Origin of the sequence: Sphingomonas sp. Leaf28 (assembly GCF_001421685.1) — a bacterium.
Taxonomy (GTDB): Bacteria; Pseudomonadota; Alphaproteobacteria; order Sphingomonadales; family Sphingomonadaceae; genus Sphingomonas; species Sphingomonas aurantiaca.
The window spans coordinates 401,162-424,574 of sequence record NZ_LMKX01000001.1 but is presented as its reverse complement, the minus strand read 5'-3'; the positions used below and the strand labels follow the sequence as shown (position 1 = coordinate 424,574).

The 23,413-nt window shown below is 64.6% G+C and carries 17 protein-coding genes, 1 tRNA gene and 4 pseudogenes; 16 read left to right on the top strand and 6 right to left on the bottom strand.

The window, feature by feature from the left end:
- The gene (locus tag ASE79_RS01995) at positions 1-471 is read right to left on the bottom strand and encodes a MarR family winged helix-turn-helix transcriptional regulator (RefSeq protein ID WP_056411276.1); all 471 of its coding nucleotides are present in this window, start codon (positions 469-471) and stop codon (positions 1-3) included.
- A 256-nt stretch (positions 472-727) separates the two neighbouring features.
- Between ASE79_RS01995 and ASE79_RS01990 the strand changes: the two genes are divergently transcribed.
- Together ASE79_RS01990 and ASE79_RS01985 are read left to right on the top strand one after the other, a co-directional pair.
- Complete coding sequence (locus ASE79_RS01990) at positions 728-2,467, top strand: glycosyltransferase family 2 protein (protein ID WP_056411274.1); 1,740 nt, start codon at positions 728-730, stop codon at positions 2,465-2,467.
- Positions 2,468-2,469: 2 nt separating this feature from the next.
- The gene (locus tag ASE79_RS01985) at positions 2,470-3,741 is read left to right on the top strand and encodes a glycosyltransferase family 4 protein (protein WP_056411272.1); all 1,272 of its coding nucleotides are present in this window, start codon (positions 2,470-2,472) and stop codon (positions 3,739-3,741) included.
- Between the two features lie 346 nt (positions 3,742-4,087).
- Here the strand turns inward: ASE79_RS01985 and rplA are convergent, their stop codons facing one another.
- Both rplA and rplK read right to left on the bottom strand, forming a co-directional pair.
- Complete coding sequence (gene rplA / locus ASE79_RS01980; protein ID WP_056411270.1) at positions 4,088-4,780, bottom strand: 50S ribosomal protein L1; 693 nt, start codon at positions 4,778-4,780, stop codon at positions 4,088-4,090.
- Positions 4,781-4,784: 4 nt separating this feature from the next.
- Complete coding sequence (rplK, locus tag ASE79_RS01975; protein ID WP_031392847.1) at positions 4,785-5,216, bottom strand: 50S ribosomal protein L11; 432 nt, start codon at positions 5,214-5,216, stop codon at positions 4,785-4,787.
- 307 nt (positions 5,217-5,523) lie between these two features.
- On the opposite strand from rplK, the gene ASE79_RS01970 reads away from it, so the two are divergent.
- The 4 genes from ASE79_RS01970 (at position 5,524) to ASE79_RS01955 (ending at position 10,684) form a co-directional block, all read left to right on the top strand.
- Positions 5,524-7,929, top strand: coding sequence for a TonB-dependent receptor (locus ASE79_RS01970; RefSeq protein WP_056413197.1), 2,406 nt, complete (start codon positions 5,524-5,526; stop codon positions 7,927-7,929).
- A gap of 211 nt (positions 7,930-8,140) precedes the next feature.
- On the top strand, positions 8,141-8,899 hold the full coding sequence (locus ASE79_RS01965) for a hypothetical protein (protein ID WP_056411268.1): 759 nt from the start codon (positions 8,141-8,143) through the stop codon (positions 8,897-8,899).
- 1 nt (position 8,900) lies between these two features.
- A complete protein-coding gene (locus ASE79_RS01960; protein WP_056411266.1) occupies positions 8,901-10,079 on the top strand; it encodes a M48 family metallopeptidase in 1,179 nt (392 codons plus the stop codon).
- Between the two features lie 8 nt (positions 10,080-10,087).
- The gene (locus ASE79_RS01955; RefSeq protein WP_056413195.1) at positions 10,088-10,684 is read left to right on the top strand and encodes a hypothetical protein; all 597 of its coding nucleotides are present in this window, start codon (positions 10,088-10,090) and stop codon (positions 10,682-10,684) included.
- Between the two features lie 343 nt (positions 10,685-11,027).
- Here the strand turns inward: ASE79_RS01955 and nusG are convergent, their stop codons facing one another.
- Together nusG and secE are read right to left on the bottom strand one after the other, a co-directional pair.
- Positions 11,028-11,564 (bottom strand): transcription termination/antitermination protein NusG, encoded by a 537-nt coding sequence (nusG, locus tag ASE79_RS01950; RefSeq protein WP_055872668.1) that lies wholly within the window; start codon positions 11,562-11,564, stop codon positions 11,028-11,030.
- Positions 11,565-11,577: 13 nt separating this feature from the next.
- On the bottom strand, positions 11,578-11,775 hold the full coding sequence (gene secE, locus ASE79_RS01945; protein ID WP_056047594.1) for a preprotein translocase subunit SecE: 198 nt from the start codon (positions 11,773-11,775) through the stop codon (positions 11,578-11,580).
- A gap of 794 nt (positions 11,776-12,569) precedes the next feature.
- Between secE and ASE79_RS01940 the strand changes: the two are divergent.
- From ASE79_RS01940 to ASE79_RS01930, 4 pseudogenes are all read left to right on the top strand, one after another.
- Positions 12,570-14,569, top strand: a pseudogene (locus ASE79_RS01940) (methyl-accepting chemotaxis protein).
- 58 nt (positions 14,570-14,627) lie between these two features.
- Positions 14,628-15,023, top strand: a pseudogene (locus ASE79_RS22000) (methyl-accepting chemotaxis protein); the annotation flags it as partial.
- A 21-nt stretch (positions 15,024-15,044) separates the two neighbouring features.
- Positions 15,045-16,552, top strand: a pseudogene (locus ASE79_RS01935) (methyl-accepting chemotaxis protein); the annotation flags it as partial.
- Position 16,553: 1 nt separating this feature from the next.
- Positions 16,554-17,146, top strand: a pseudogene (locus ASE79_RS01930) (hypothetical protein); the annotation flags it as partial.
- 266 nt (positions 17,147-17,412) lie between these two features.
- Here the strand turns inward: ASE79_RS01930 and ASE79_RS01925 are convergent.
- Positions 17,413-17,489: transfer RNA gene (locus tag ASE79_RS01925), tRNA-Trp, on the bottom strand.
- Positions 17,490-17,908: 419 nt separating this feature from the next.
- Between ASE79_RS01925 and rpsL the strand changes: the two genes are divergently transcribed.
- From rpsL to ASE79_RS01895, 6 genes are all read left to right on the top strand, one after another.
- Positions 17,909-18,280 (top strand): 30S ribosomal protein S12, encoded by a 372-nt coding sequence (rpsL, locus tag ASE79_RS01920; protein WP_010164594.1) that lies wholly within the window; start codon positions 17,909-17,911, stop codon positions 18,278-18,280.
- Between the two features lie 77 nt (positions 18,281-18,357).
- On the top strand, positions 18,358-18,828 hold the full coding sequence (rpsG, locus tag ASE79_RS01915; protein ID WP_055872660.1) for a 30S ribosomal protein S7: 471 nt from the start codon (positions 18,358-18,360) through the stop codon (positions 18,826-18,828).
- A 124-nt stretch (positions 18,829-18,952) separates the two neighbouring features.
- A complete protein-coding gene (fusA, locus tag ASE79_RS01910) occupies positions 18,953-21,049 on the top strand; it encodes an elongation factor G (RefSeq protein ID WP_056411262.1) in 2,097 nt (698 codons plus the stop codon).
- A 208-nt stretch (positions 21,050-21,257) separates the two neighbouring features.
- Entirely contained in the window at positions 21,258-22,451 is a 1,194-nt protein-coding gene (gene tuf, locus ASE79_RS01905) for an elongation factor Tu (protein ID WP_031393767.1), read from the top strand.
- Between the two features lie 293 nt (positions 22,452-22,744).
- Positions 22,745-23,023 (top strand): ribbon-helix-helix domain-containing protein, encoded by a 279-nt coding sequence (locus ASE79_RS01900; RefSeq protein WP_056411259.1) that lies wholly within the window; start codon positions 22,745-22,747, stop codon positions 23,021-23,023.
- Positions 23,020-23,316, top strand: coding sequence for a type II toxin-antitoxin system RelE/ParE family toxin (locus tag ASE79_RS01895; protein WP_056411258.1), 297 nt, complete (start codon positions 23,020-23,022; stop codon positions 23,314-23,316). Before ASE79_RS01900 ends, ASE79_RS01895 begins: the two co-directional genes overlap by 4 nt.
- The last annotated feature ends 97 nt before the right edge of the window (positions 23,317-23,413 follow it).

Below are 23,413 nucleotides of genomic sequence, written 5' to 3'. Positions count from 1 at the left end.
TCATGCCCCTCGGTCCTCGATCGCCGCCGATTCGAGAGTCCCGCGCAGCTTCTGCATCAGTGCGATCAACGTCTCGACGTCGCTGCGATCCCAGTCCGCCAGCACGCGGTTCCAATAGTCGACCGCCAGATCGCGACACTCCAGCGTCACCGCCGTGCCCGCGGGGGTTAGCATCAACTTGACGACGCGCCGATCGTCGGTCGCGCGGGTGCGGGTGAGCCAGCCCTGTTGTTCGAGCGTATCGACGAGCCGGGTCGTCGCCCCCGGATCATGCGCGAGATCGCGGGCCAGATCCGCGCTGGTGCTCGCCCGTCCGAACCAGATCGACACCATCGCCGACCACTGCGTCATGGTCGGTCCGGCCTCGGCGAACAGCGGCTCGAGCGCGCCCTGTACGCCTTGGTGCAGACGCCGGGCGAGAAACCCCAGCGAGCAGTCGGGGCCGAATGCCTCTTTCGTGTAAAAGTCCATATCGCTGCATTGGCAATGATTGCCTAGGCAGTCAATATCGAGCGGGGTTCCGGTAAGGATCACACGCTTGCGCACCCTTCCGCCACAGCTATGGTATCGGCGGGGGTGTAGCGCTGGCCGGCAACCGTCTCACCGGCCTGATCGGACACGCGGGGGCGGGAAGGCCTGACTATCGGAGCGTTCCGGACCGGCCGGAACCGCGCGCGTGCGAGCTCGACCGCCTCATCATCTGCGCCACCAAGAGGCCATCCGAACTATGACCGTCGAGACCATGTTTATCGATTCCGGCGTCGTCGTCGCCGGCAAGATCGTCCTGACGGGGTGGACGGTGGGCGAGGACGATCCGGTGACCTTCCGCCTGGAGACCAGCGATGGTCGCGTCGGCGAGGCCGGGGTAGAATGCTGCGTCCGGTTCGACCGCGCCGACGTCGCCGAGCTTTACGGCCATGCGGCGATCGACGTCGGCTGCGCGATCGGTATCGCGGTCGAGCCGTTCGCGGGGCTTGATCTGGTCGGGGCGACGCTCACGCTGACGGTACTCGATGCCGCGGGCGACATCGTCCACGCCCAGGCCTTTGCGATGGCGAGGCTGGTGGTGGGGCCTGATGGGGTCGCTGCCGACCAGCGCTGGCCGATCGACCTTGTCATTGGCGGCGCGCTGTTCGCGCCCGCCGTCGCGCGCGCGCTGCAATGGGGACTGGACGGCGGTTGCGCGGTCGAAACGCCGCATATCTTCCTCGATAGCTGGGCGCGGGTCGGTGGCGGCGTGATCGTCAGCGGCTGGATCGAGAATGCCGCCACGCGGCAGCTCGTCGTCCTCACCGACACGCTCGACGCGGCACGCGCGGGCAGCGATCTGGCGACCTTCGACCGTCCCGACGTCGCCGACGCGATGCGACGCCGCGGGGCGGCGGTCGAGACCTCGCATCACGGGTTCCTGACGACCTTGCCGTTGGTGGATCGCGAGAGTGCGCGGCTGTTCGTGCTGGCCGACGATGGTGGCAGGATGCGCCCGCTCGGCGCGCTCGCGCTGGCCGCCGATCGGATCGACAGCGTCGAGAACGCCTTGAACAATTTCACCACCCATTTCGGCGGCGGCGCGCTGCCGTCGCCCGCGGTGATGGTGCGGCATGTCAGGCCGTTGCTGACGGGCCAGTCTGCCCCGGCCGTCACGCATGAGGTGCTGCGCCTGCGCGAACCGACCGCGCCGCCGCGGCTGTCGGTGATCGTGCCGCTATACGCGCGGCCGTTCCTGCTGCGCGCGATCCTCGCCAACCAGGCCGCCTATCCGGCGGGCACCGAGTTCATCTATGTCAGCGACGATCCACGCCAGCATCTGGTCGTCCGCAATTACCTGATCGATCGACGCGGCCTGATCGATCGACCGACGACCCTGGTCATCAACGGCGGCAATTACGGGTTTTCGGTCGCCAACGCGATCGGCGCCAGAGTCGCGACCGCGCCGCTGCTGCTGTTCCAGAACTCCGACGTGTGGATCGAGGACGGGCAGGCCCTGACGGTCGCCGCTGCCGAACTGGACCAAGGCCGGTTCGGGATCGTCGGGTTCCGGCTGCTATACGAGGACGATACGCTGCAACATGACGGGATGGTCTTGCGCAGGGGACGCCACGTGCATGACCTGTTCGCCGCCGAACATCTGGGCAAGGGATTGCCGCCCGAGCCGATCGCGGCGGACGCGGCGATGACGATCGGCGTACCCGCGGTCACCGGGGCGATGATGATGATCGCGCGGGACTGGTATGATGCGCTAGGCGGGTTCGATCCGGGCTATGTCCGCGGCGATTTCGAGGATGCGGATTTGTGCCTGCGGTCCGTCGCGGGCGGTCGTCCGGTCGGTCTGGTCCGGACCGGCGGGATGCGGCATCTCGAACGCCAGTCGCTCGTCCACAGCGGCGGCGATGCGCTGCGCAGCGCGATCACCTATCTGAACTGCATCCGCTTCAATGCGCGCTGGCACGAGGATCTGGCAGCGTGACGATGCGTGTATTGATCCTCGCGCACGGGCATCCCGCCTTCTCCACCGGCGGCGGCGAACAGGCCGCGCACGCGCTGTATGCACGCCTGCTGGAACGCGACGACGTTGCACCGGTGCTGGTCGCGCGCGCACCGCGCAGCGCGATCGGTCACGATGCGTCGTTCGGGGCGTTTCAGGCCAGCCCGACAGAGATCCTCGCCGATCCCCCCGAGCAGGACCATTTCTCGCTGGAAAGCACGCAGTTCGCGGTGCTGGAGGCGATGGTCGAGCAATTGCTCGAGCGCTTCCGCCCCGACCTCGTCCATATCGAGCATCTCGCCTATTGGAGCATCGACATCGTCGAGCTTCTCGCGCGGGCGGGCGTGCCGATCGTCCTGACGCTGCACGAATTCCTGCTGATCTGTCACCATGACGGGCAGATGATCAAGACCGGCGGCCGGCTGTGCAGCGCCGAGTCGCCGGCGGCGTGCGCGGCCTGTTTCCCGCACCACAGCGCGGGCGAATTCTATCTGCGCAAGCGGATGATCCTCCAGCGTCTCGCCCCCATCGCCAGGTTCGTGTCGCCCAGCGCGTTCCTCGCCGACCGCTTCGTCGCCTGGGGTCTCGACCGCGCGCGCATCACGGTGATCGACAACCCGCTGTCGCCCGATGTGATCGCTCAAGGAAACGCGCCCGATCGCGGGGTGGCGGACGACGCCGATCGGCCGGCGATCCGGGTCGGGTTCTTCGGACAGGTCAATCCCTACAAGGGGTTGGACGTGCTGCTTGGCGCGGTGTCGCAGATCCCGAAGCCGCTTCGCGCGTCGCTGTCGGTCGGGATCCACGGCGCGAACTTCGACGCGCAGGGGAGCGATTTCCGGGCGAAGATTGCCGCATTGCTTGAGGCGAACGCCGACGTGGTGGCCAATGAGGGGCGCTACGCCAATGGCGATGTCGTCGCGTTGATGCGCCAATATGACTGGATCGTGGTGCCCTCGATCTGGTGGGAGAACTCCCCCGTCGTGATCCAGGAGGCACTGGTCGCGCGCCGGCCGATCCTGTGCAGCGCGATCGGCGGCATGGCGGAGCGGGTCGCGGACGGCGGCGTCGGCGTCACGTTCCAGCCGGGCAGTGCGGTCGATCTCGCGCGGACTCTCGTCGCGATCATCACCGGGCGGATCGTCGCGCCCGATATGACGGCGGCCTATGCGCCCGACGCCGAGCAAGCGCGCGTGACGCACTATGTTTCGGTGTTTGCGACGGCACTCGCTGCAGGACACGCGCTGGCGGAATAAAGCGGGCGTTCGTGCGGAACGCCACGTTCCAATCCTCCCCTGCCAGGGGGAGGTGGCGGACGGAGGGGGCGGTAAGCGACGTCCAACGTTGCTCTGAAGGTGGCACGCGACGTCCAGCGTTGCGCTGTCCTCCCCCTCCGGCGCCTTCGGCGCCACCTCCCGCTGGCGGGGGAGGATGGGTATTCATCTCGACCGGACACGCAAAAAGGGCCGGGATCGCTCCCGGCCCTTTTCGATTTCAGCAGCAGGACAGGAATGAGTCCCGTCCTCGTCGGTCGCGGTTGCCCGCGCCGGCCGGCCTGTCGCCACACGTGGCTAGCGTTCGCTAGCCACGTGCGGCTCGGGCTTAGGCGCCAGCCACTTCGGTCGTGTCGACCTTGATGCCTGCACCCATGGTCGACGAGATCGCGACCTTCTTGACGTACTTGCCCTTGGCGCCGGTCGGCTTGGCCTTGACCACCGCGTCGACCAGTGCGTCGAAGTTCGCGCGCAGATCTTCCGCCGGGAACGACGCCTTGCCGATGCCCGAATGGATGATGCCGGCCTTCTCGACGCGGTATTCGATCTGACCGCCCTTGGCAGCTTCGACCGCGGCGGCGACGTTCATCGTCACCGTGCCGAGCTTCGGGTTCGGCATCAGGCCCTTGGGACCCAGCACCTTACCGAGGCGACCGACGATACCCATCATGTCCGGGGTCGCGATGCATCGATCGAAATCGATCGTGCCACCCTGGATGGTTTCCATCAGGTCTTCCGCGCCGACGACGTCTGCACCAGCGGCGAGGGCCTCTTCAGCCTTTGCGCCGCGGGCGAACACGCCGACGCGGACGGTCTTGCCGGTGCCCTTGGGCAGCGTGACGACGCCGCGGACCATCTGGTCTGCGTGACGCGGATCAACGCCCAGGTTCAGCGCGACTTCGATCGTCTCGTCGAACTTCGACGTGGCGCCCGACCGTGCGAGACCGATGGCCTCGTCGATGCCGTGCAGCTTGACGAGGTCGACCGTGATGGCCTTCTGCTTCTTGCTCAGCTTAGCCATGATATCAGCCCTCCACCACTTCGAGGCCCATTGCGCGGGCGCTGCCTTCGATGATCTTCGTCGCAGCGTCGATATCGTTGGCGTTGAGGTCCTTCATCTTCGTCGTGGCGATCTCGCTCAGCTGCGAGCGCTTGATCTTGCCAGCGACGACCTTGCCCGGCTCCTTCGAACCCGACTTGAGACCAGCGGCCTCCTTGATCAGGTACGATGCCGGCGGGGTCTTGGTCTCGAACGAGAACGAGCGATCCGCATAGACCGTGATGACGGTCGGGATCGGCATGCCCTTCTTCAGTTCGCTCGTGCCGGCGTTGAACGCCTTGCAGAACTCCATGATGTTCACGCCGCGCTGACCCAGCGCAGGCCCGATCGGCGGCGCGGGCTTTGCCTCGCCTGCAGGCACCTGCAGCTTGATGTATCCGGTAATCTTTTTAGCCATGTCACTCTCTTTATGTGAGCCTAGCGGTGATGGCGGCCATCTCGCGACAGCCTCCCGCAATTCCAACAGTGAAGGTGGAAGCCGGCGCGCATAGCCGAAAACGCGCGGAGCGGCAACACCCTGCTGCGCCCCTCTCGCCTGGTGATACCCGCTTATTGATACCCGCCTAGTGATACCCAATCGTCACACGCTGTCGCACAAATTAAAACTGTAGCGAAACGGTCACCCGACTGTCGCCGCGCCGCCATAGGTGCCGCCCCGGGGAGTGATGATCGACCGATCTCGCTAGGGGTTTTCAAGAATGACGATGTTTTCTCGTACCGCCGCACGGCTGTTGTGTGGCGCTGTCGGCTTGGTGGCGGTCGGGTTCGTACCGGCCGCCGTATCGGCGCAATCGCTGGTCGCCAAGGACGCCGAGCCCGGCTCGCCCGCGCCGGTCGCCGCGCCCGAGCCCGTGCCGGCCGCCGGTCAGGACGACACTATCGTCGTCACCGGCACTGCCACCCGCTCGGTCGCGCAGATCAGTGGCGTCGACATGCAGAAGATCCTCCCCGGCGTCAGCCCGCTCAAGGCGTTGCAGACGCTGCCGGGCGTGACGTTCCTGACCGCCGATCCATGGGGCAACAATGAACAGAACATCTCGCTGTTCGTGCACGGCTTCAACGCGCAGCAGCTTGGCTACACGCTCGACGGCCTGCCGCTGGGCGACCAGAATTACGGCAATTACAACGGCCTGTCGCCGCAACGTGCGATCATCTCGGAGAATGTCTCGCGCGTGACGCTGGCCAGCGGCGCGGGCGATCTGGGCACCGCATCGACCAGTAACCTCGGCGGCACGATCGACACCTTCTCGAGCGATCCGCGCAAGGCGCTTGGCGTGCAGATCGACCAGACGCTCGGCAGCCATTCGACCTCGCGACTGTTCGCGCGGATCGACAGCGGCACGTTCGGCAACGGCAACAGCTTCTATATCTCGGGTTCGCGGCAGAAGGCGAAGGCGTGGGATTTCGACGGCATCCAAGGCGGGTATCAGGCCAATGCGAAGTTCGTCCATGACGATTCCAACGGCAAGCTGACGCTCTACGCGGCCTATTCGGACAAGACCGAGCCGAACGAAGACTCGACCGTCATCACCACCGCGACGCAAGGTACTGCACCGTATGTCCGTCCGTTCAAGTTCCCCGACTTCCAGGGGATGCTCAACTATCTGAACTCGGGCGCGTACAAGGCCGACGGCTCCAACTACAGCAACTATTACGGCGTCGCCGCGCGGACCGATTATCTCGGCTATGTCAAATATGACTGGAACGTCAGCGACCGCGTGACCTTCTCGAACCAGGCCTATTACCATCATAATGACGGCGTCGGCATCATCGGCGGCCCGATCGACGTCGCCGGCCTGCCCAAGTTGTTCTCCTTCTATTATCCCGGCCAGAACCTGACGACGGTGTTCGGCGGATCGGGGCTGGCGACGCGGACGACCGAATATCGCATCGCCCGCGGTGGCCTCGTGTCGACCGTCGGCATCGATCTCGGCGCGCATCACATCGAGTTCGGCGCGTGGTACGAGCATCAGAGCTCGTCGGCCTATCGCCGCTGGTATCCGTTCCCCGTCAACGACCCGACCACGCCGTATCAGCGTCCGCGCGACTCGCTGACGCCGCTGATCACGCAATATCACAGCGAAGTGCGCGTCGACGAATATCAGGCGCACATCCAGGACAGCTGGAAGCTGCTGCCGACCCTCACGCTTCAGGGCGGCGTCAAGAGCACGTTCCAGAACGCGTCGCAGCGCGTACCGACCCAGCCGATCCCGGGATCGTTCACCGGCTCGGTCGCGCTGCCGGTCGGCAAGATCGACACGCACAAATACTTCCTGCCGCAGCTTGGTGCGCTGTGGGATGCGTCCGACACCGAGCAGGTGTTCGTCAACGTCCAGAAGAACATCCGCCAGTTCCAGACCAGTGCCGCCGCCGGCCTGTCGCCGTTCGCGCTCGGCAGCCAGGCCGCGTTCGATCTGTTCAAGGACAATGTCGAGCCCGAGACGAGTTGGACGTACGAGGCGGGCCTGCGCTCGCATCACGCGCTCAACCTTGGCCCGATCACCGGGTTCGAGGGCCAGATCAGCGTGTATCACGTCGATTTCAGCAACCGCCTGCTCGGCATCAGCCCGACGCCGGTGGTCACTGCGGTGGTCAGCGGCGCGGCGATCCTCCAGAATGTCGGCGCGGTGAAGACGGACGGCGTCGATGTCGCGGGTACGATCCGGTTCGGTCCGCACTTCTCGTTCTATGACGCGCTGTCGTACAACAATTCGCGCTACAAACAGGACTATGTCAGCGGTACGACGACGGTCGGCACTGCGGGCAAGAAGGTGCCCGGCAGCCCCGACTGGCTCAACAAGTTCACCGCATCGGCCAATTACGACATCTTCGACGCGCAGCTCATCGGCGACTACATCGGCAAGCGGTACGCGACCTACACCAACGACCTTTCGGTAAAGTCCTACTTCACGCTGTCGGGCCGGATCGCCGCGCGCGTGCCCTTGTCGGACGGCCAGATCGTCAAGACCGCGACGGTCAGCCTCAACGTGACGAACATCACCAACAAGCGCGCCGCTTCGACGCTCAGCATCGGCGCGGCGAGCGGCACGTTCAACCAGTTCCCGGTCGCCCCGCGCCAGGTGTTCGGCACGATCAGCGTCGGCTTCTGATCTCTGTCGAGTCCTCCCTTGCGTTGGGAGGACTCGACATTGCGGTGCTGCCGCGGCGGGTCGATCACGACGTCGCGGACGCGTACCGGTCATGGGGGCATGCGCCGGCAGGTATCGATCAATCCCGATCCAATAATCTCCGAGTGCGAGCCATATTGTCGGCTAGCATTCACCGCGATCGGATCGAGCATCCGACGATATCGGGGGGATCATGCTCAAACCTTTTCGCACGCTGCTTGCCGCGTTGTGCCTGTCGCTGCTCGCCGCCGCGCCTGCCTTTGCGCAGGAGAAGACCGGTGCGAAGCCCGGCTTCGTGTTGAAGCCGGGCACGGCGCGAATCGTGCTGATGCGGCCGTCGATCCGGGTCGGCGCGCAGTCGACTGGCGGGATGTTCGAACCCAATGCCGACTGGACCGATCAGGCGAAGGAAAACCTCGCCGCCGCGCTCGCCACCGCGCAGACCGGGCTCGGCAACAGCGTTGTCGCCTATGCAGAGCCGGTCGGTGCGGACTCGGCGCGGGTGGCGGAATATCAGGAGCTGTTCGACGCGGTCGCGTCGTCGGTGATCGAGTATCAGTTCTTCGCGGGCAATCGCCTCCCGACCAAGAAGCGCAAGGACCAGTTCGAATGGGGACTCGGCCGCGAGGTCGGCGCGCTGCCCGGCCTGATCAATGCGGACTATGCGCTGTTCATCACCACCGAGGATCATTTCGGCTCGACCGGGCGCAAGGTCTTGCAGGTCTTTGCCGCGATGGCGCGCGTCGGCGTCACCGCGGGTGTGCACAAGGGGTTTGCCGGGCTCGTCGACCTGCGCACCGGCGACCTCGTCTGGTTGAACGCCGACATGCAGATGGGTGGCGACGTCCGCGATCCGGCGGGCGCGGGCAAGCGTGTCCGGCAGCTGCTCGAAGGCTTTCCGGGCAAGCCGGTGGAGGCGCCCGTCTCCGGCACCCCCGCCGCGGTCCGCTGACATGCGCGCTCTCGTGGCAGCGCTGCTCGGCGCGACGGTTTTCGCGAGCGGCGCGGCGGGCATGGCGACTGGGGCCGGCGACACGGGGCGGCTTGCGCTGCCGACCTATTCGCAGGCCTATGCCCCGACCACGGTCGATGAACGCGGGGCCTGGATGGAGGCGGACGAGGACGAGCGACGGTTGCGCGAATCCCCATCGGTTATCAGGGATCTAGCGCTCAACGCCTATGTTCGCGGGGTGCTGTGTCGCACCGTCGGGGACGATCGCTGCCGGTCGGTGCGGATCTATATCGAGCGGGTTCCCGCGTTCAACGCGTCGATGGCGCCCAACGGGACGATGATCGTCTGGTCGGGGCTGCTGCTCCGCGTACGGAACGAGGCCGAGCTCGGCGCCATCCTGGGCCATGAATTCGGCCATTTCGAGCTGCGGCATAGCGTGCTGGGGTTCAGGAACCAGCGCAGCGGCACCGATCTGATGGCGTGGGCCTCGATCCTCATCCGCAACAGCGGCGACATCCAATACGCGGCGATCGGCCAGATCTACGCCTTCAATCGCGCGCAGGAGCGCGAGGCCGACCTGATCGGCTTCCGGTATCTCGCGCAGTCTTGCTATCCGGGCTCGGCCGCGGCCGACGTGTGGGACCATATCATGGGCGAGTCCGACGCGACGGCGCTGGGACGCAGGGGCAGGGCGCAGCATAAATATGTCGCGGGCTTCTTCGCCTCCCACCCGACCGAACTCGCACGGGCCACCTATCTGCGCACTGCATCGCTTGCCGTCGCCGAGGCCAAGCCGGTCGTCGTCGATACGCATCAGGCCGCTATGGCGGCATGGTTGCCGATCTTCCTCAACGACCAGATCAAGCTCAACGATTTCGGCGGCAGCGAATATATCCTGGCCAACCTCGCCGCGGGCAGCGGCTGGACGACGCCGCTGCTCTACGCGCGCGGCGAGCTGTACCGTGAACGCGGCAATCCCCGCGATCTCGTCAGCGCGGCGCAATTCTACCAGGAGGCGATCGGTCGCGGCGATGCTCCGGCCGAAGCGTATCGCGGGCTCGGCCTCGCGCTGCTGCGCAACCAGCAGGCCGCCGAAGGGCAGGCCGCGCTCGCCACCTATCTCCGCCTGAAGCCGGCCGCGCCCGACGCCGCGCTCATCGCCACCCTGGTCTCGCAATGAGGAAGATCATGTCCATCACGTATCGCACTGGGCTTTCGGCCCTGGCCGTGTTCGCGCTCGCCGCCCCCGCCATGGCCGGCAACACGCTCATTCCACCCGGTTTGCGCGTCGCCGTCGCCAAGTCCGCGATGACGGTGGTGCCGAGCATCGAATGGAACAAGCTGGGCGCACGTCCGGGGCGCAACTCGGAGAGCTGGACGCAGGACGGCGACGATTTGAACGATCTCACCTTCTACGGCGGGATCGAGGCCGGCCGGCCGCTGTTCCGCGAGATCGACAAGAAGAACCAGCCGCTGCCGAAGGTGTCGGCGACGATGCTGATCACCGATATCCCGGTGCTGCTCGAGAACAGCTACCGCGTCGCGCTGGGGGCGGCGTCGTTCAAGGTCGACCTCGTCGAGCCGTTGGCCTTTGCCGGCAACAAGGGGGTGCGCTTCACCTACAGCTTTTCGAAGCAGAACGAAACGCTCCAGCGCCGCGGCGAGGCGCGCGGCGCGGTGATCGGGGGCAAGCTGTACCTGATCACCTATGAGGCGCCGGGCCTCTATTATTATGATCGCAGCGCTGCGGCGTTTCGGGCGGTGGCGGAGAGCGTGAGGCTGTAACGGGCCGGGTCGGGGTGAGGGGGCCTGGCGTGGTGCTGCGCACCTACTAAAACCCTATTGCAGCGGTCTTCGGACGCGCCGGCAGAACCGTGCACTCTGTAGCCAACTGCGGACTACTCGGCGCGCATCCCGCCTCCCGTCATCCTGACGAAAGTCAGGATCTCGAGCAGCTAGGAACGGTGTCAGAGGTGCAGGTATTCACTGGGCCGCGTCTCGTGCGACAAAACGCGACGCGGGAGTAAATCCCGCGTCGTCGGCCGGGCCGTTGGCCCGCCGGCCGGTCGAGGCCGTCTCAGGATCAGCTCGTGCTGATCCTGTGCGGCCGCAAGTCACGCTTTGCGCGTTACTTGCTTCTTTCGACCTGCTCGAACTCGAGCTCGACTGGCGTCGCGCGACCGAAGATCGACACCGACACCTTGACTCGGCTGCGGTCGAAATCGAGTTCCTCGACCAGGCCGTTGAAGGTCGCGAACGGACCGTCGAGAACCTTGACCTGATCGCCGATCTCGTAGTCGACCTTGACCTTCTGCTTGGGGGCCGCGGCGGCCTCTTCCTTGCTGTTGAGCATCCGCGTGGCTTCCGCCTCGCTGATCGCCTGCGGCTTGCCCATGCTGCCGAGGAAGCCGGTGACCTTGGGCGTGTTCTTGACGAGGTGATACACGTCGTCGTTCATGTTCAGCTTGGCGAGCACATAGCCCGGCATGAACTTGCGCTCGACCGCGATCTTCTTGCCGCGGCGGGCCTCGGTCGTGGTTTCGGTCGGGACTTCGATCTGCTCGACGAGCTGTTCGAGACCCATGCGGGTCGCCTCGGCCATGATCGAGTCGCGGACCTTGCCCTCGAAGCCCGAATAGGCGTGAATGATGTACCAGCGCGCCATGACGGAACCTTGCTTACTGAGCGAGTTTGAGGAGGGCGGAGACGATCGCTTGCAGGATCGAGTCGACGCCCAGGAAGAACAGCGCGAGGATCGTCGTCATGATCACCACCATCACGCCGGTCATCACCGTTTCGCGACGCGTCGGCCACGTGACCTTCGCGGTCTCGTTGCGGACCTGCTGGATGAATTCGAGAGGGGACGTTTTCGCCACGATGTTCTTCGAACCCGCTGATTGAGAAAATTGAGATGCGAGGCATAAACCATCTGACCGCTCCCTGTGAAGGGCAGCGGCGCCGGTCCGTCCTCGCTGTCGGAAGCGCGGCAGATAGCTTTGGCGGGTGACGAAAGCAAGTGCGCGGGTCGGCGGAGGGCCAAGGCGTCGCGCAGCGATCGCGCGCGGACGAAAAAAAAGGCCGGTACGAAACCGGCCATATAAGGTTTTAGGAGAGGATGCCTGAAAGGCGTGATCTTTGTGCGTTGCAGCACGGCAATGTGCAATTGCGTAAGTTGCATTATAGATTGCGTTTCCTGCAACCGTAAGACGCGCATCGCACCACGGCTACATGCCTGGCGGGATCGGTACGCGAAAGACACGCTGCCTTTAACCGGCGGCCCACACATTGGTTCGGCCTCGCCCCCCTCGATAACGGTCGAAATATCTTGCCCGTCGCGCGCCCGTTCCAAGGCGTTCGTCCTAAGATACCGTAAGATCCTTGTCGGTGGCCGGTCGTGACCCGCGTTCCCGGCAGGGGCGAGCCGGCTTGAGAGCGTGAGGTACAGGTGGCCCAGATCATACCCCAGATGGAAACACCGCCAGGACCCGCGACGGTCGCCGCGGAGCGCTATGCAGGCCCGGCAACAGGGTCGTCATTACCGCGCGTGCCCGGCGCGGGCAGAGCAGCATGGCGCGCTGGGGACGGCGTCGCGTCGCAATCCCGGCAGCCGGTCAAAGGACTTTAATCGATGGTTCCTGAACTCTTCGGCGGTGTATCCTCGCGCGTCGTGATGACCGAACTGGCGCGGCTCGAAGTCGCGATGGCGGGCGGCAATCTGGCGGAGCGCGCCAGTCTCTCCGACGCCAGGGGGCAGACCCGGCACGTCCTCGACGCGATCAACCGGCTGCTCGATCGTACGCTCGAGCCCGTCACGGCGCTAGACGACGCGATCGCGGGCATGAGTGCGGATCACGACCGGGGCGATATCGACGCCGTGCTGCCCGCGGACTCGTTCCAGGGCAGCTTCGCCGTCACCGCGAAGCGCGTGAACGCGATGGTCGCCGGGCATATCGCGGTGAAGAAGAAGGCGATGGCCTGTGTGAAGGCGTTCAGCGAAGGCGATTTCGAGGCCGCGCTGGAGCCATTCCCCGGCAAGAAGGCGTTCATCAACGACACCATCGAGACGCTGCGCGGCAACCTGAAGGGGCTGATCGCCGAGATGCGGCACATGTCGGCCGAGCATGACAAGGGCGACATCGACGTCTTTGTCGCCGCGCAGAAGTTCAAGGGCGATTTCGGCGTGATGGCGCAGGGCGTGAACGACATGGTCGCCAGCCACATCGCGGTGAAGAAGAAGGCGATGGCCTGCATAAAGGCGTTCGGCGAAGGCAATTTCGACGCACCGCTCGAACAGTTTCCCGGCAAGAAGGCGTTCATCAACGACACCGTCGAGACGCTGCGCCAGAATCTGCGCGACATCACGCAGGAGATCCAGCGGCTGATCGCGGCCTCGACGATGGGCAATCTGGGCGAGCGCGGCGACGACGCGCGGTTCGTCGGCGACTTTGCCGCGCTCGTTTCCGGCATCAACGCGATGCTCGATGCGATCCTGCTGCCGATCGTCGAGGGCAATCGCGTGCTCGACCTGATCAGCGCGGGCGACCTCAGGGAGCGCGTCGAGATCCAGTGTGACGGCGACCACCGACGCATGCGCGATTCGATCAATGCGCTGGTCGACAGCCTGCGCTCCGTGGTCGGCGAAGTGCACGGGGCGGCCGACAGCGTCTCGAGCGGCAGCCAGCAATTGTCGGCGAATTCGGAGCAGGTGTCGCAGGGCGCGACCGAACAGGCGGCGGCGACCGAGCAGGCCTCGGCCTCGATGGAAGAGATGGCGGCCAATATCCGCCAGAATGCCGATCATGCCGCGCAGACCGAGAAGATGGCCCGCCAGTCGGCGCGCGATGCCGAGGCCAGCGGGGTGGCGGTCGACAAGGCGGTCGGCGCGATGCGCACGATCGCCGACAAGATCGGCATCGTCCAGGAGATCGCCCGCCAGACCGACCTGCTGGCGCTGAACGCCGCGGTCGAGGCGGCGCGTGCGGGCGAGCATGGCCGCGGCTTTGCGGTCGTCGCCTCCGAGGTGCGCAAGCTTGCCGAACGCAGCCAGAGCGCGGCGGCGGAGATCAGCCTGGTCTCGTCGGAAACCGTCAAGGCGGCGGCCGATGCGGGCCAGATGCTGTCGCGACTGGTGCCCGACATCCGCCGGACCGCCGAACTCGTGCTCGAGATCAGCTCGGCGTGCCGCGAAGCCGAGCGACAGTAGTGCAGCATGCTGTCGCGACTGGTGCCCGACATCCGCCGGACCGCCGAACTCGTGCTCGAGATCAGCTCGGCGTGCCGCGAGCAGGATATCGGCGCGTCGCAGATCAACGAGGCGATCCAGCAGCTGACCAGGTCACGCAGCAGAATGCCAACGCGTCCGAGCAGATCTCGTCGACGTCGGAGGAACTCGCGCGGCAGGCCGGTGAGCTTCAGGGCAGCATCGCCTATTTCCGCCTGCAGGACGAGCCCGTGGCGCGGCAAGGCGGGGCGGCACCGGCCGCCCAGCGGACGGTCGTCGCCAAGCCGCTCGCCTATACCTCGGCGGCCAGGCCGAAGCCCAAGTCGAAGGCGCGGATGAGGCCGCATTCCATTGCCGACCACAAGGCGCGACTGGCCGGCTTCGCGATCGACCTCAGCCAAGGCGGCCCGGACGCGGAGGATGCCGATTTCGGCAGCAAGACAGCCTGACGCCGCCCGACCGGCATGACTGCCGGCGCCGCACGTCTGTTCATAGAAAGGAACGTAAATGTTATCCGGTATCTTCGACCGTGTATCGTCCGAGATCCTCACCGCCGAATTCGCGCGGCTCGGCACGGCGATGGCAAACGGCAATTATGCGGAACGCGCCGATCTGACGCTCGCCGGCGGGCAGACCCAGTCGGTTCTCGGGGCGCTGAACGCATTTCTCGACACGGCGCTGACCCCGGTCGCCGCGCTGAACGTCGGCATCGGCACGATGGCCGCGGCGCATGATATGGGGGACATCGACGTCGTCCTGCCCGTCGAACGCTTCCATGGCGACTGCGCGTTCATGGCGCGGCGCGTCAACGCCATGGTCGCCGCCCATATCGCGGTGAAGAAAAAGGCGATGGCCTGCGTCAAGGAGATCAGCGAGGGGCGTTTCGAGGCACCGCTCGAGCAGTTTCCCGGCAAGAAGGCGTTCATCAACGAGACGATCGAGGCACTGCGCGGCAATCTCAAGGGCCTGATCGTCGAGCTGAACCACATGTCGGCCGAGCATGAGAAGGGCGACATCGACGTCATCGTCGCCGCCGACACTTTCAAGGGCGACTTCGGCGTGGTGGCGCGCGGCGTGAACGAGATGGTCGCCAGCCATATCGCGGTAAAGAAGAAGGCGATGGCCTGCATCAAGGAATTCGGCGAAGGCAATTTCGAGGCCACGCTCGAGCCATTCCCCGGCAAGAAGGCGTTCATCAACGACACCGTCGAGACGCTGCGCGGCAATCTGCAGGGCCTGATCGCCGAGATGCACCACATGTCGTCCGAGCACGACAAGGGCGACATCGACGTCTTCGTGCCCGCGCACAAGTTCAAGGGCGACTTCGGCGTGATGGCGCAGGGCGTGAACGACATGGTTGCCAGCCACATCGCAGTGAAGAAGAAGGCGATGGCGTGCATCAAGGCGTTCGGCGAAGGCGATTTCGACGCGCCGCTCGAACAGTTTCCCGGCAAGAAGGCGTTTATCAACGACACCGTCGAGACACTGCGGCACAATCTGCGCGCCATCACGCAGGAGATCCAGCGGCTGATCATGGCCTCGACCGCGGGCCATCTGAGCGAGCGCGGCGACGCCACGCGGTTCGTCGGCGACTTTGCGGCGCTCGTTTCGGGGATCAACGGCATGCTCGATGCGATCCTGCTCCCGATCGTCGAGGGTAATCGCGTGCTCAACCTGGTCAGCGCAGGCGACCTCAGGGAGCGCGTCGAGATCCCGTGCGATGGCGATCACCGGCGGATGAAGGACTCGGTGAACGCGCTGGTCGACAATCTGCGCACCGGCGCCAGCCTGGCCGACAGGATCGCCGATGGCGACCTGACCGTCAGCCACACGCCGCTCTCCGACCGGGACATGCTCGGCCAGGCGCTCGTCCGCATGGTCGATCGCCTGCGCGACGTGGTGGGCAACGCCAACGCGGCCGCGACCAACGTCTCGTCGGGCAGCCAGGAATTGTCGGCAAGTTCGGAACAATTGTCGCAAGGCGCGACCGAACAGGCGGCGGCGACCGAACAGGCCTCCGCCTCGATCCAGGAGATGGCGGCCAATATCCGCCAGAACGCGGAAAATGCCGCACAGACCGAGAAGATGGCCCGCCAGTCGGCGCGCGATGCCGAGGTCAGCGGGGTGGCGGTCGACAAGGCGGTCGATGCGATGCGTACGATCGCCGACAAGATCGGCATCGTCCAGGAGATTTCCCGCCAGACCGACCTGCTGGCGCTGAACGCCGCGGTCGAGGCGGCACGCGCGGGCGAGCATGGTCGCGGCTTTGCGGTCGTCGCCTCCGAGGTGCGCAAGCTCGCCGAACGCAGCCAGAGTGCGGCGGCGGAGATCAGTCTGGTCTCGTCGGAAACCGTCAAGGCGGCGGCCGATGCGGGCCAGATGCTGTCGCGACTGGTGCCCGACATCCGCCGGACCGCCGAACTCGTGCTCGANCCTCTAGCGACTAGAGGGTGCATATAGGCTGTCAGATCGATTCTATCGAGGTGGCGAATATGGAGATCAGCCTGGTCTCGTCGGAAACCGTCAAGGCGGCGGCCGATGCGGGCCAGATGCTGTCGCGACTGGTGCCCGACATCCGCCGGACCGCCGAACTCGTGCTCGAGATCAGCTCGGCGTGCCGCGAGCAGGATATCGGCGCGTCGCAGATCACCGAGGCGATCCAGCAACTCGACCAGGTCACGCAGCAGAATGCCAACGCGTCCGAGCAGATCTCGTCGACCTCGGAGGAACTCGCAACGCAGGCCGAAGAGCTGCAAGCCAGCATCGCCTATTTCCGTGTCGGCGACGAGGCCTCCGCACCGCTGCCCGAAATTCCGTCAGCAACGGCGCGTCGGCGTGCCCCGGCGCCTGCGGCCAAGCCCGTGGAGAGCATAGCAAGGAAGGTCGCGCACCGCCCGAAACCCGCAAGCGGCGCCAGGTCCAACGCGATCGCCGGTCGGCTCTCACAGCGCAAGGGCTTCGCCCTGGACCTGAGTCTGGGCGGCCCCGACCCGGACGATGCCGATTTCGGCGGCAAGGCGGTCTGAGCGGTAGGGCGGTCTGAGCGGTAGGGAGGGGCTTCAGGTCGTACCTTCCGACGTCGCCGGAATCACGGTAGTGCTCGGTTTCGGCATAGGATTATGCGCCGAACGCCGGGCACTCGCGTAAAAGCCAGTGAGGCGGGGCAAGCCTCAGACGAGGCCGGGCGTCGACGACGAGTCGCCAGACTTATTATCGCTGATGTCGTACCGCGATCGCGACTCGATCCCCGAAAATCCCGGTCGGGCGATCATGCGCCCGTTACGGGGCGTTGTGGCAGGAGTGCTCGGATTCGAACCGAGGGCCTTCGGTTTTGGAGACCGACGCTCTAACCAACTGAGCTACACTCCTAGGCGGTCGCGCCCTTTACCCAGCCATTTCGGGGAGGGCAAGCGCTCTTTCGCCATCGTTCGTCCGCGTGGTGACTATTAGTCGCAATTTCCTGGTCGCGTGCGATGGCCATTAATCTCACGATCGGCGCAGGGTAACGAATCCTGATGGCCGCTCGCCTGGGCGCCGTCCGCCCGGGCGGGGCGGTGGTTCGTCGACGTGGAAAGGTCGTTGGAGGCTGTCGCCGCCGGTTGACCGACGCCCTATCCTGGCATATAGGCGCGCCCTGTTCTTCGGGAGTCTTTCCCGCCGGGCATGCTTGAACATTGCTGGATGCATTCCAGGGCCTGAGGAGCGGTTTCGCTTCCTAGGGTCCTTTTTGTATTCTCAGGCGCCTCAATGGCTCCAGCAAAGTAACCACTTGAAAGGTGAAGGCTTCAATGCCGACGATCAACCAGCTGGTCCGCAAGGGCCGCGATCCGCAGAAGGCCAAGTCGAAGGTCCCTGCGATGGAAGCAAATCCGCAGAAGCGTGGCGTTTGCACGCGCGTCTACACGACGACCCCGAAGAAGCCGAACTCGGCTCTGCGCAAGGTGGCCAAGGTTCGCCTGACCAACCAGCGCGAAGTCATCAGCTACATCCCGGGCGAGGGCCACAATCTTCAGGAGCATTCGGTTGTCCTGATCCGTGGCGGTCGTGTCCGCGATCTTCCCGGTGTTCGCTATCACGTACTGCGCGGCGTGCTCGATACACAGGGTGTGAAGGACCGGCGTCAGTCGCGTTCCAAGTACGGCGCCAAGCGTCCGAAGTAAGCCGGTCGATGCCAACCGACGCAAGTCGGCACTGGTATGATTCGATCATCAAGGCTGAAGTTTAGAAGGAATATAAAATGGCACGTCGTCGTCGTCCCGAAAAGCGGGTCATCCTGCCTGATCCCAAGTTCGGGGATGAGGTTCTGTCGAAGTTCATGAACAGCGTCATGCTGGACGGCAAGAAGTCCGTCGCAGAGCTGATCGTGTACGGTGCATTCGAAACCGTCGAGCAGCGCGCCAAGCGCGACCCGATCGGCGTTTTCCACGATGCGCTGAACAACGTGAAGCCGGGCATCGAAGTCCGTTCGCGTCGCGTCGGTGGTGCAACCTACCAGGTTCCCGTCGAAGTGCGTCCCGAGCGTGCACAGGCGCTGGCGATCCGCTGGCTGATCGGTGCGGCACGTTCGCGCAGCGAGAACACGATGGCCGCACGGCTGTCGGGCGAGCTGATGGATGCCGCCAACAACCGCGGTAACGCGGTCAAGAAGCGCGAAGACACGCACCGGATGGCCGAAGCCAACCGTGCATTCTCGCACTACCGCTGGTAAAAGCGGGCTTCGAAGCCTAGCATTGGTAACCGCGGTCGCGGGCGGTCTTTCGCCCGTAACGCAAACACCTATATATTGGGGAGCCGGCACGTTCGGCTCCCCATATCCTTAAGGAAGCACGATCATGGCCCGCAGCCATCCGCTCGACCGTTACCGCAACATCGGCATCATGGCGCACATCGACGCCGGCAAGACGACGACGACCGAGCGCATCCTCTATTACACCGGCAAGTCCTACAAGATCGGCGAAGTGCACGAAGGCACCGCGACGATGGATTGGATGGAGCAGGAGCAGGAGCGCGGGATCACGATCACGTCGGCTGCAACCACCTGCAAGTGGCGCGCCGAAGAAGGTAAGGGCGAAGAGCACCTTATCAACATCATCGACACCCCGGGCCACGTCGATTTCACGATCGAAGTCGAGCGTTCGCTGCGCGTCCTCGACGGCGCGGTCGCGTGCTTTGACGGCGTTGCCGGCGTCGAGCCGCAGTCCGAGACCGTGTGGCGTCAGGCCGACAAGTACGGCGTGCCGCGCATGTGCTTCGTCAACAAGCTCGATCGCACCGGCGCCGATTTCTACTTCTGCGTCAATTCGATCATCGATCGTCTCGGTGCGCGTCCGGCGGTCCTGTACCTGCCGATCGGCATGGAAGGCGGCTTCAAGGGCCTCGTCGACCTCGTCGAGAACCGCGCGATCATCTGGCTCGAAGAGAGCCTCGGCGCGAAGTTCGAATATGCCGAGATCCCCGAGGACATGGTCGAGAAGGCTGCGAAGTATCGCAGCGAGCTGATCGAGATGGCCGTCGAGCAGGACGATGCTCTGATGGAAGCCTATCTCGAGGGTAACGAGCCGAGCGTCGCCGACCTTAAGAAGCTGATCCGTAAGGGTACGCTTAGCATGGCCTTCGTGCCGGTGGTCTGCGGTTCGGCGTTCAAGAATAAGGGCGTTCAGCCCCTGCTCGACGCCGTGGTCGACTATCTGCCTTCGCCGCTCGACGTTCCTGCTATTCAGGGTCTGAAGCTCGACGGCGTGACGCCGGACGAGCGTCCTTCGTCGGACGAGGTTCCGTTCTCGGCGCTGGCGTTCAAGATCATGAACGATCCGTTCGTCGGCACGCTGACCTTTGCCCGCATTTATTCGGGCAAGCTGGAGACCGCGTCGCAGGTCACCAATTCGGTCAAGGACAAGAAGGAAAAGGTCGGCCGCATGCTGCTTATGCATGCGAACAGCCGTGAGGACATCCAGGAAGCCTTCGCTGGCGACATCGTCGCGCTCGCGGGCCTCAAGGACACCACGACGGGCGACACGCTCTGCGCGATGAACGCACCGATCATCCTCGAGCGGATGGAATTCCCCGAGCCCGTGATCGAGCTGTCGGTGGAGCCGAAGACCAAGGCCGACCAGGAGAAGATGGGCGTCGCGCTCAATCGTCTCGCACGCGAGGATCCCTCGTTCCGCGTGTCGTCGGACCCCGAGTCGGGCCAGACCATCATCAAGGGCATGGGCGAGCTCCATCTCGAGATCCTGGTCGACCGCATGAAGCGTGAGTTCAAGGTCGAGGCCAATGTCGGCGCTCCTCAGGTCGCGTATCGCGAATATCTGAAGAAGCCGGTCGACGTCGACTACACGCACAAGAAGCAGTCGGGCGGCACCGGCCAGTTCGGTCGCGTGAAGGTCAAGGTCACGCCAGGCGAGCGCGGTTCGGGCATCACGTTCAAGGACGAGATCAAGGGCGGCAACATTCCGAAGGAATATCTGCCCGCGATCGAGAAGGGCTTCCGCGAAACCGCCGCTTCGGGGTCGCTGGTCGGCTTCCCGATCATCGATTTCGAGATCGTGCTGTATGACGGCGCGTATCACGACGTCGACTCGTCGGCACTGGCGTTCGAAATCTGTGCACGTGGCGCAATGCGCGAAGTGGCACAGAAGTCGGGCATCACGCTGCTCGAGCCGGTCATGAAGGTTGAGGTTGTTACCCCGGAGGATTATCTGGGTGACGTCATCGGCGACATGAACAGCCGTCGTGGCCAGATCCAGGGCACCGACAGCCGCGGCAACGCGCAGACGGTCGAGGCGATGGTGCCGCTGGCCAACATGTTCGGCTATGTGAATTCGCTCCGCTCGTTCACGCAGGGCCGTGCGCAGTACTCGATGCAGTTCTCGCATTACGACGAAGTGCCGCAGAACGTCGCCGACGAAGTGAAGGCGAAGCTGGCCTAAGGCGCACGGAGCCAGGGCAACCTGGCTCCGAGACGCCGAAAGGCCGGCCGGCTTCGGTCAACGACCGAAGTCCGACGACGCGGAATTTACTTCCGCGTCGGCCTCTCCGTAAGGCAGGGGCTGGCGCAACGCTTTAACAGCCGCTATTGGGCCGCGTTCGCGCGGTTCCCGGGGTGGCACCGGAATACGAATCAGAAGGTAGGAAACAATGGCCAAGGCAAAATTTGAGCGGAACAAGCCGCATCTCAACATCGGCACCATCGGTCACGTCGATCATGGCAAGACGTCGCTCACCGCTGCGATCACGAAGGTTCTGGCAGAGACGACCGGCGGTACCGCTGTCGACTTCGCCAACATCGACAAGGCTCCCGAGGAGCGCGAGCGCGGCATCACGATCTCGACCGCACACGTCGAGTACGAGACGGCCAACCGTCACTACGCGCACGTCGATTGCCCGGGTCACGCCGATTATGTGAAGAACATGATCACCGGCGCAGCCCAGATGGACGGCGCGATCCTCGTCGTTTCGGCGACCGATGGCCCGATGCCACAGACCCGTGAGCACATCCTGCTCGCACGCCAGGTCGGCGTGCCCGCAATGGTCGTGTTCATGAACAAGGTCGATCTGGTCGACGACGAGGAAATCCTCGAGCTCGTCGAGATGGAAATCCGCGAGCTGCTCAGCTCGTACGACTTCCCGGGCGACGACATCCCCGTCATCAAGGGTTCGGCAACCTGCGCGCTGTCGGGTTCGAACCAGAAGCTCGGCGCCGACGCCGTCACCGAGCTGATGCAGGCTGTCGACGACTACATCCCGCAGCCCGAGCGTCCGCTCGACAAGCCGTTCATGATGCCGATCGAGGACGTGTTCTCGATCTCGGGTCGTGGTACGGTTGTCACCGGCCGCGTCGAGACCGGCATCGTCAAGGTTGGTGAGGAAGTCGAGATCGTCGGTATCCACCCGACCGTTCGCAAGACCACGGTCACGGGCGTCGAGATGTTCCGCAAGCTGCTCGACCAGGGCCAGGCTGGCGATAACGTCGGCGCGCTGATCCGCGGCGTTGCACGCGACGAAGTCGAGCGTGGCCAGGTGCTCTGCAAGCCGGGCACGATCAAGCCGCACACCGACTTCAACTCGGAAGTGTACGTGCTGTCGAAGGAAGAGGGTGGCCGTCACACGCCGTTCTTCGCCAACTACCGCCCGCAGTTCTACTTCCGTACGACGGACGTGACCGGCACCGTCGAGCTGCCTGAGGGCACCGAGATGGTTATGCCAGGCGACAACGTGTCGCTCGGCATCAAGCTGATCGCACCCATCGCCATGGACGTGGGCCAGCGCTTCACGATCCGCGAAGGCGGCCGTACCGTCGGTGCAGGCGTCGTGAGCCAAATCGACAAGTAAGCATCTTCTCCTTCGGGAGTTAATCGAAAAGAGCCCGGCTTCTCACGAGAGAGGCCGGGCTTTTTCGTGTTTGAAGCGGGGCGGATAGTCAGACCATGCCGGCACCGACCGCTACGCCAGCTTGCCAGCATCCTTCGTAGTCTTAGGCGACGCGAACCGAACCGTGCTTATTGAGAGGCTCGTGAGCGTGCGGAAGCGCTCGGAGTACCCACCCAGGGTCTGCTTCCCACCCGAGCGCTGCCGTCCTTCCGACTGCTGGCGCGTTGTGGCATAAGGTCGATGGAGAACGCATCATGGCATCCATCAAGATATCCCTGCCCGATTCGGTGCACGACTATGTGCAGGCGCGGGTCGATCGTGGACAATACGCCAGCGCCAGCGAATATGTTCGGGATCTGATCAGTCGTGATCAGGGGGGCGTCGAGAATGAACAGCGCTGGTTACGTGAGTTAGACCTGTCGGTATCCGATACGCTTGCGGAGATGAAGGCGGGCGGGGGCGTCGACCTGGATACGGCGTGTGATGCTGCATGCGCCGACATCGGTGGGCTGGCCAGGTCGTCTCGCGCTTGAAGGTCGTTCTGTCGTCGCGTGCCGCGGACGATCTCAAGCAAATCTCCGGCTTCATCGCTTGCGACAACCCGGTCCGTGCCGTCTCTTTCGTTGGCGAACTGCGCGAGGTCGCATTGCGACTCGCTGACATTCCTCTCGGCTACCCCTTGGTCCCTCGCTACGAAGCGCACGGTATCCGCCGACGATCATGGAAAGGGTACGGGATACTGTACTCTGCCTTACCTGACCGTGTGTTCGTCCATCGCATCCTCGGCCCCGGTCAGGATCATGACCGCGCGTTGAGCTTGATTTGATTTGCTTGGGGTGGGGAGGGGCGGGCACTATCTGCGCGCGTATGTCGCACCCGGTCTGCGAAAACCCGCAACCCCGGTTGCATTTCGCCCGACTCTC

Excerpts from the sequence above, each read along its gene's own strand:
- ASE79_RS01995 (WP_056411276.1), bottom strand. The coding sequence starts at position 471 with ATGGACTTTTACACGAAAGAGGCATTCGGCCCCGACTGCTCGCTGGGG.
- ASE79_RS01990 (WP_056411274.1), top strand. The coding sequence starts at position 728 with ATGACCGTCGAGACCATGTTTATCGATTCCGGCGTCGTCGTCGCCGGC.
- ASE79_RS01985 (WP_056411272.1), top strand. The coding sequence starts at position 2,470 with ATGCGTGTATTGATCCTCGCGCACGGGCATCCCGCCTTCTCCACCGGC.
- rplA (WP_056411270.1), bottom strand. The coding sequence starts at position 4,780 with ATGGCTAAGCTGAGCAAGAAGCAGAAGGCCATCACGGTCGACCTCGTC.
- rplK (WP_031392847.1), bottom strand. The coding sequence starts at position 5,216 with ATGGCTAAAAAGATTACCGGATACATCAAGCTGCAGGTGCCTGCAGGC.
- ASE79_RS01970 (WP_056413197.1), top strand. The coding sequence starts at position 5,524 with ATGTTTTCTCGTACCGCCGCACGGCTGTTGTGTGGCGCTGTCGGCTTG.
- ASE79_RS01965 (WP_056411268.1), top strand. The coding sequence starts at position 8,141 with ATGCTCAAACCTTTTCGCACGCTGCTTGCCGCGTTGTGCCTGTCGCTG.
- ASE79_RS01960 (WP_056411266.1), top strand. The coding sequence starts at position 8,901 with ATGCGCGCTCTCGTGGCAGCGCTGCTCGGCGCGACGGTTTTCGCGAGC.
- ASE79_RS01955 (WP_056413195.1), top strand. The coding sequence starts at position 10,088 with ATGTCCATCACGTATCGCACTGGGCTTTCGGCCCTGGCCGTGTTCGCG.
- nusG (WP_055872668.1), bottom strand. The coding sequence starts at position 11,564 with ATGGCGCGCTGGTACATCATTCACGCCTATTCGGGCTTCGAGGGCAAG.
- rpsL (WP_010164594.1), top strand. The coding sequence starts at position 17,909 with ATGCCGACGATCAACCAGCTGGTCCGCAAGGGCCGCGATCCGCAGAAG.
- rpsG (WP_055872660.1), top strand. The coding sequence starts at position 18,358 with ATGGCACGTCGTCGTCGTCCCGAAAAGCGGGTCATCCTGCCTGATCCC.
- fusA (WP_056411262.1), top strand. The coding sequence starts at position 18,953 with ATGGCCCGCAGCCATCCGCTCGACCGTTACCGCAACATCGGCATCATG.
- tuf (WP_031393767.1), top strand. The coding sequence starts at position 21,258 with ATGGCCAAGGCAAAATTTGAGCGGAACAAGCCGCATCTCAACATCGGC.
- ASE79_RS01900 (WP_056411259.1), top strand. The coding sequence starts at position 22,745 with ATGGCATCCATCAAGATATCCCTGCCCGATTCGGTGCACGACTATGTG.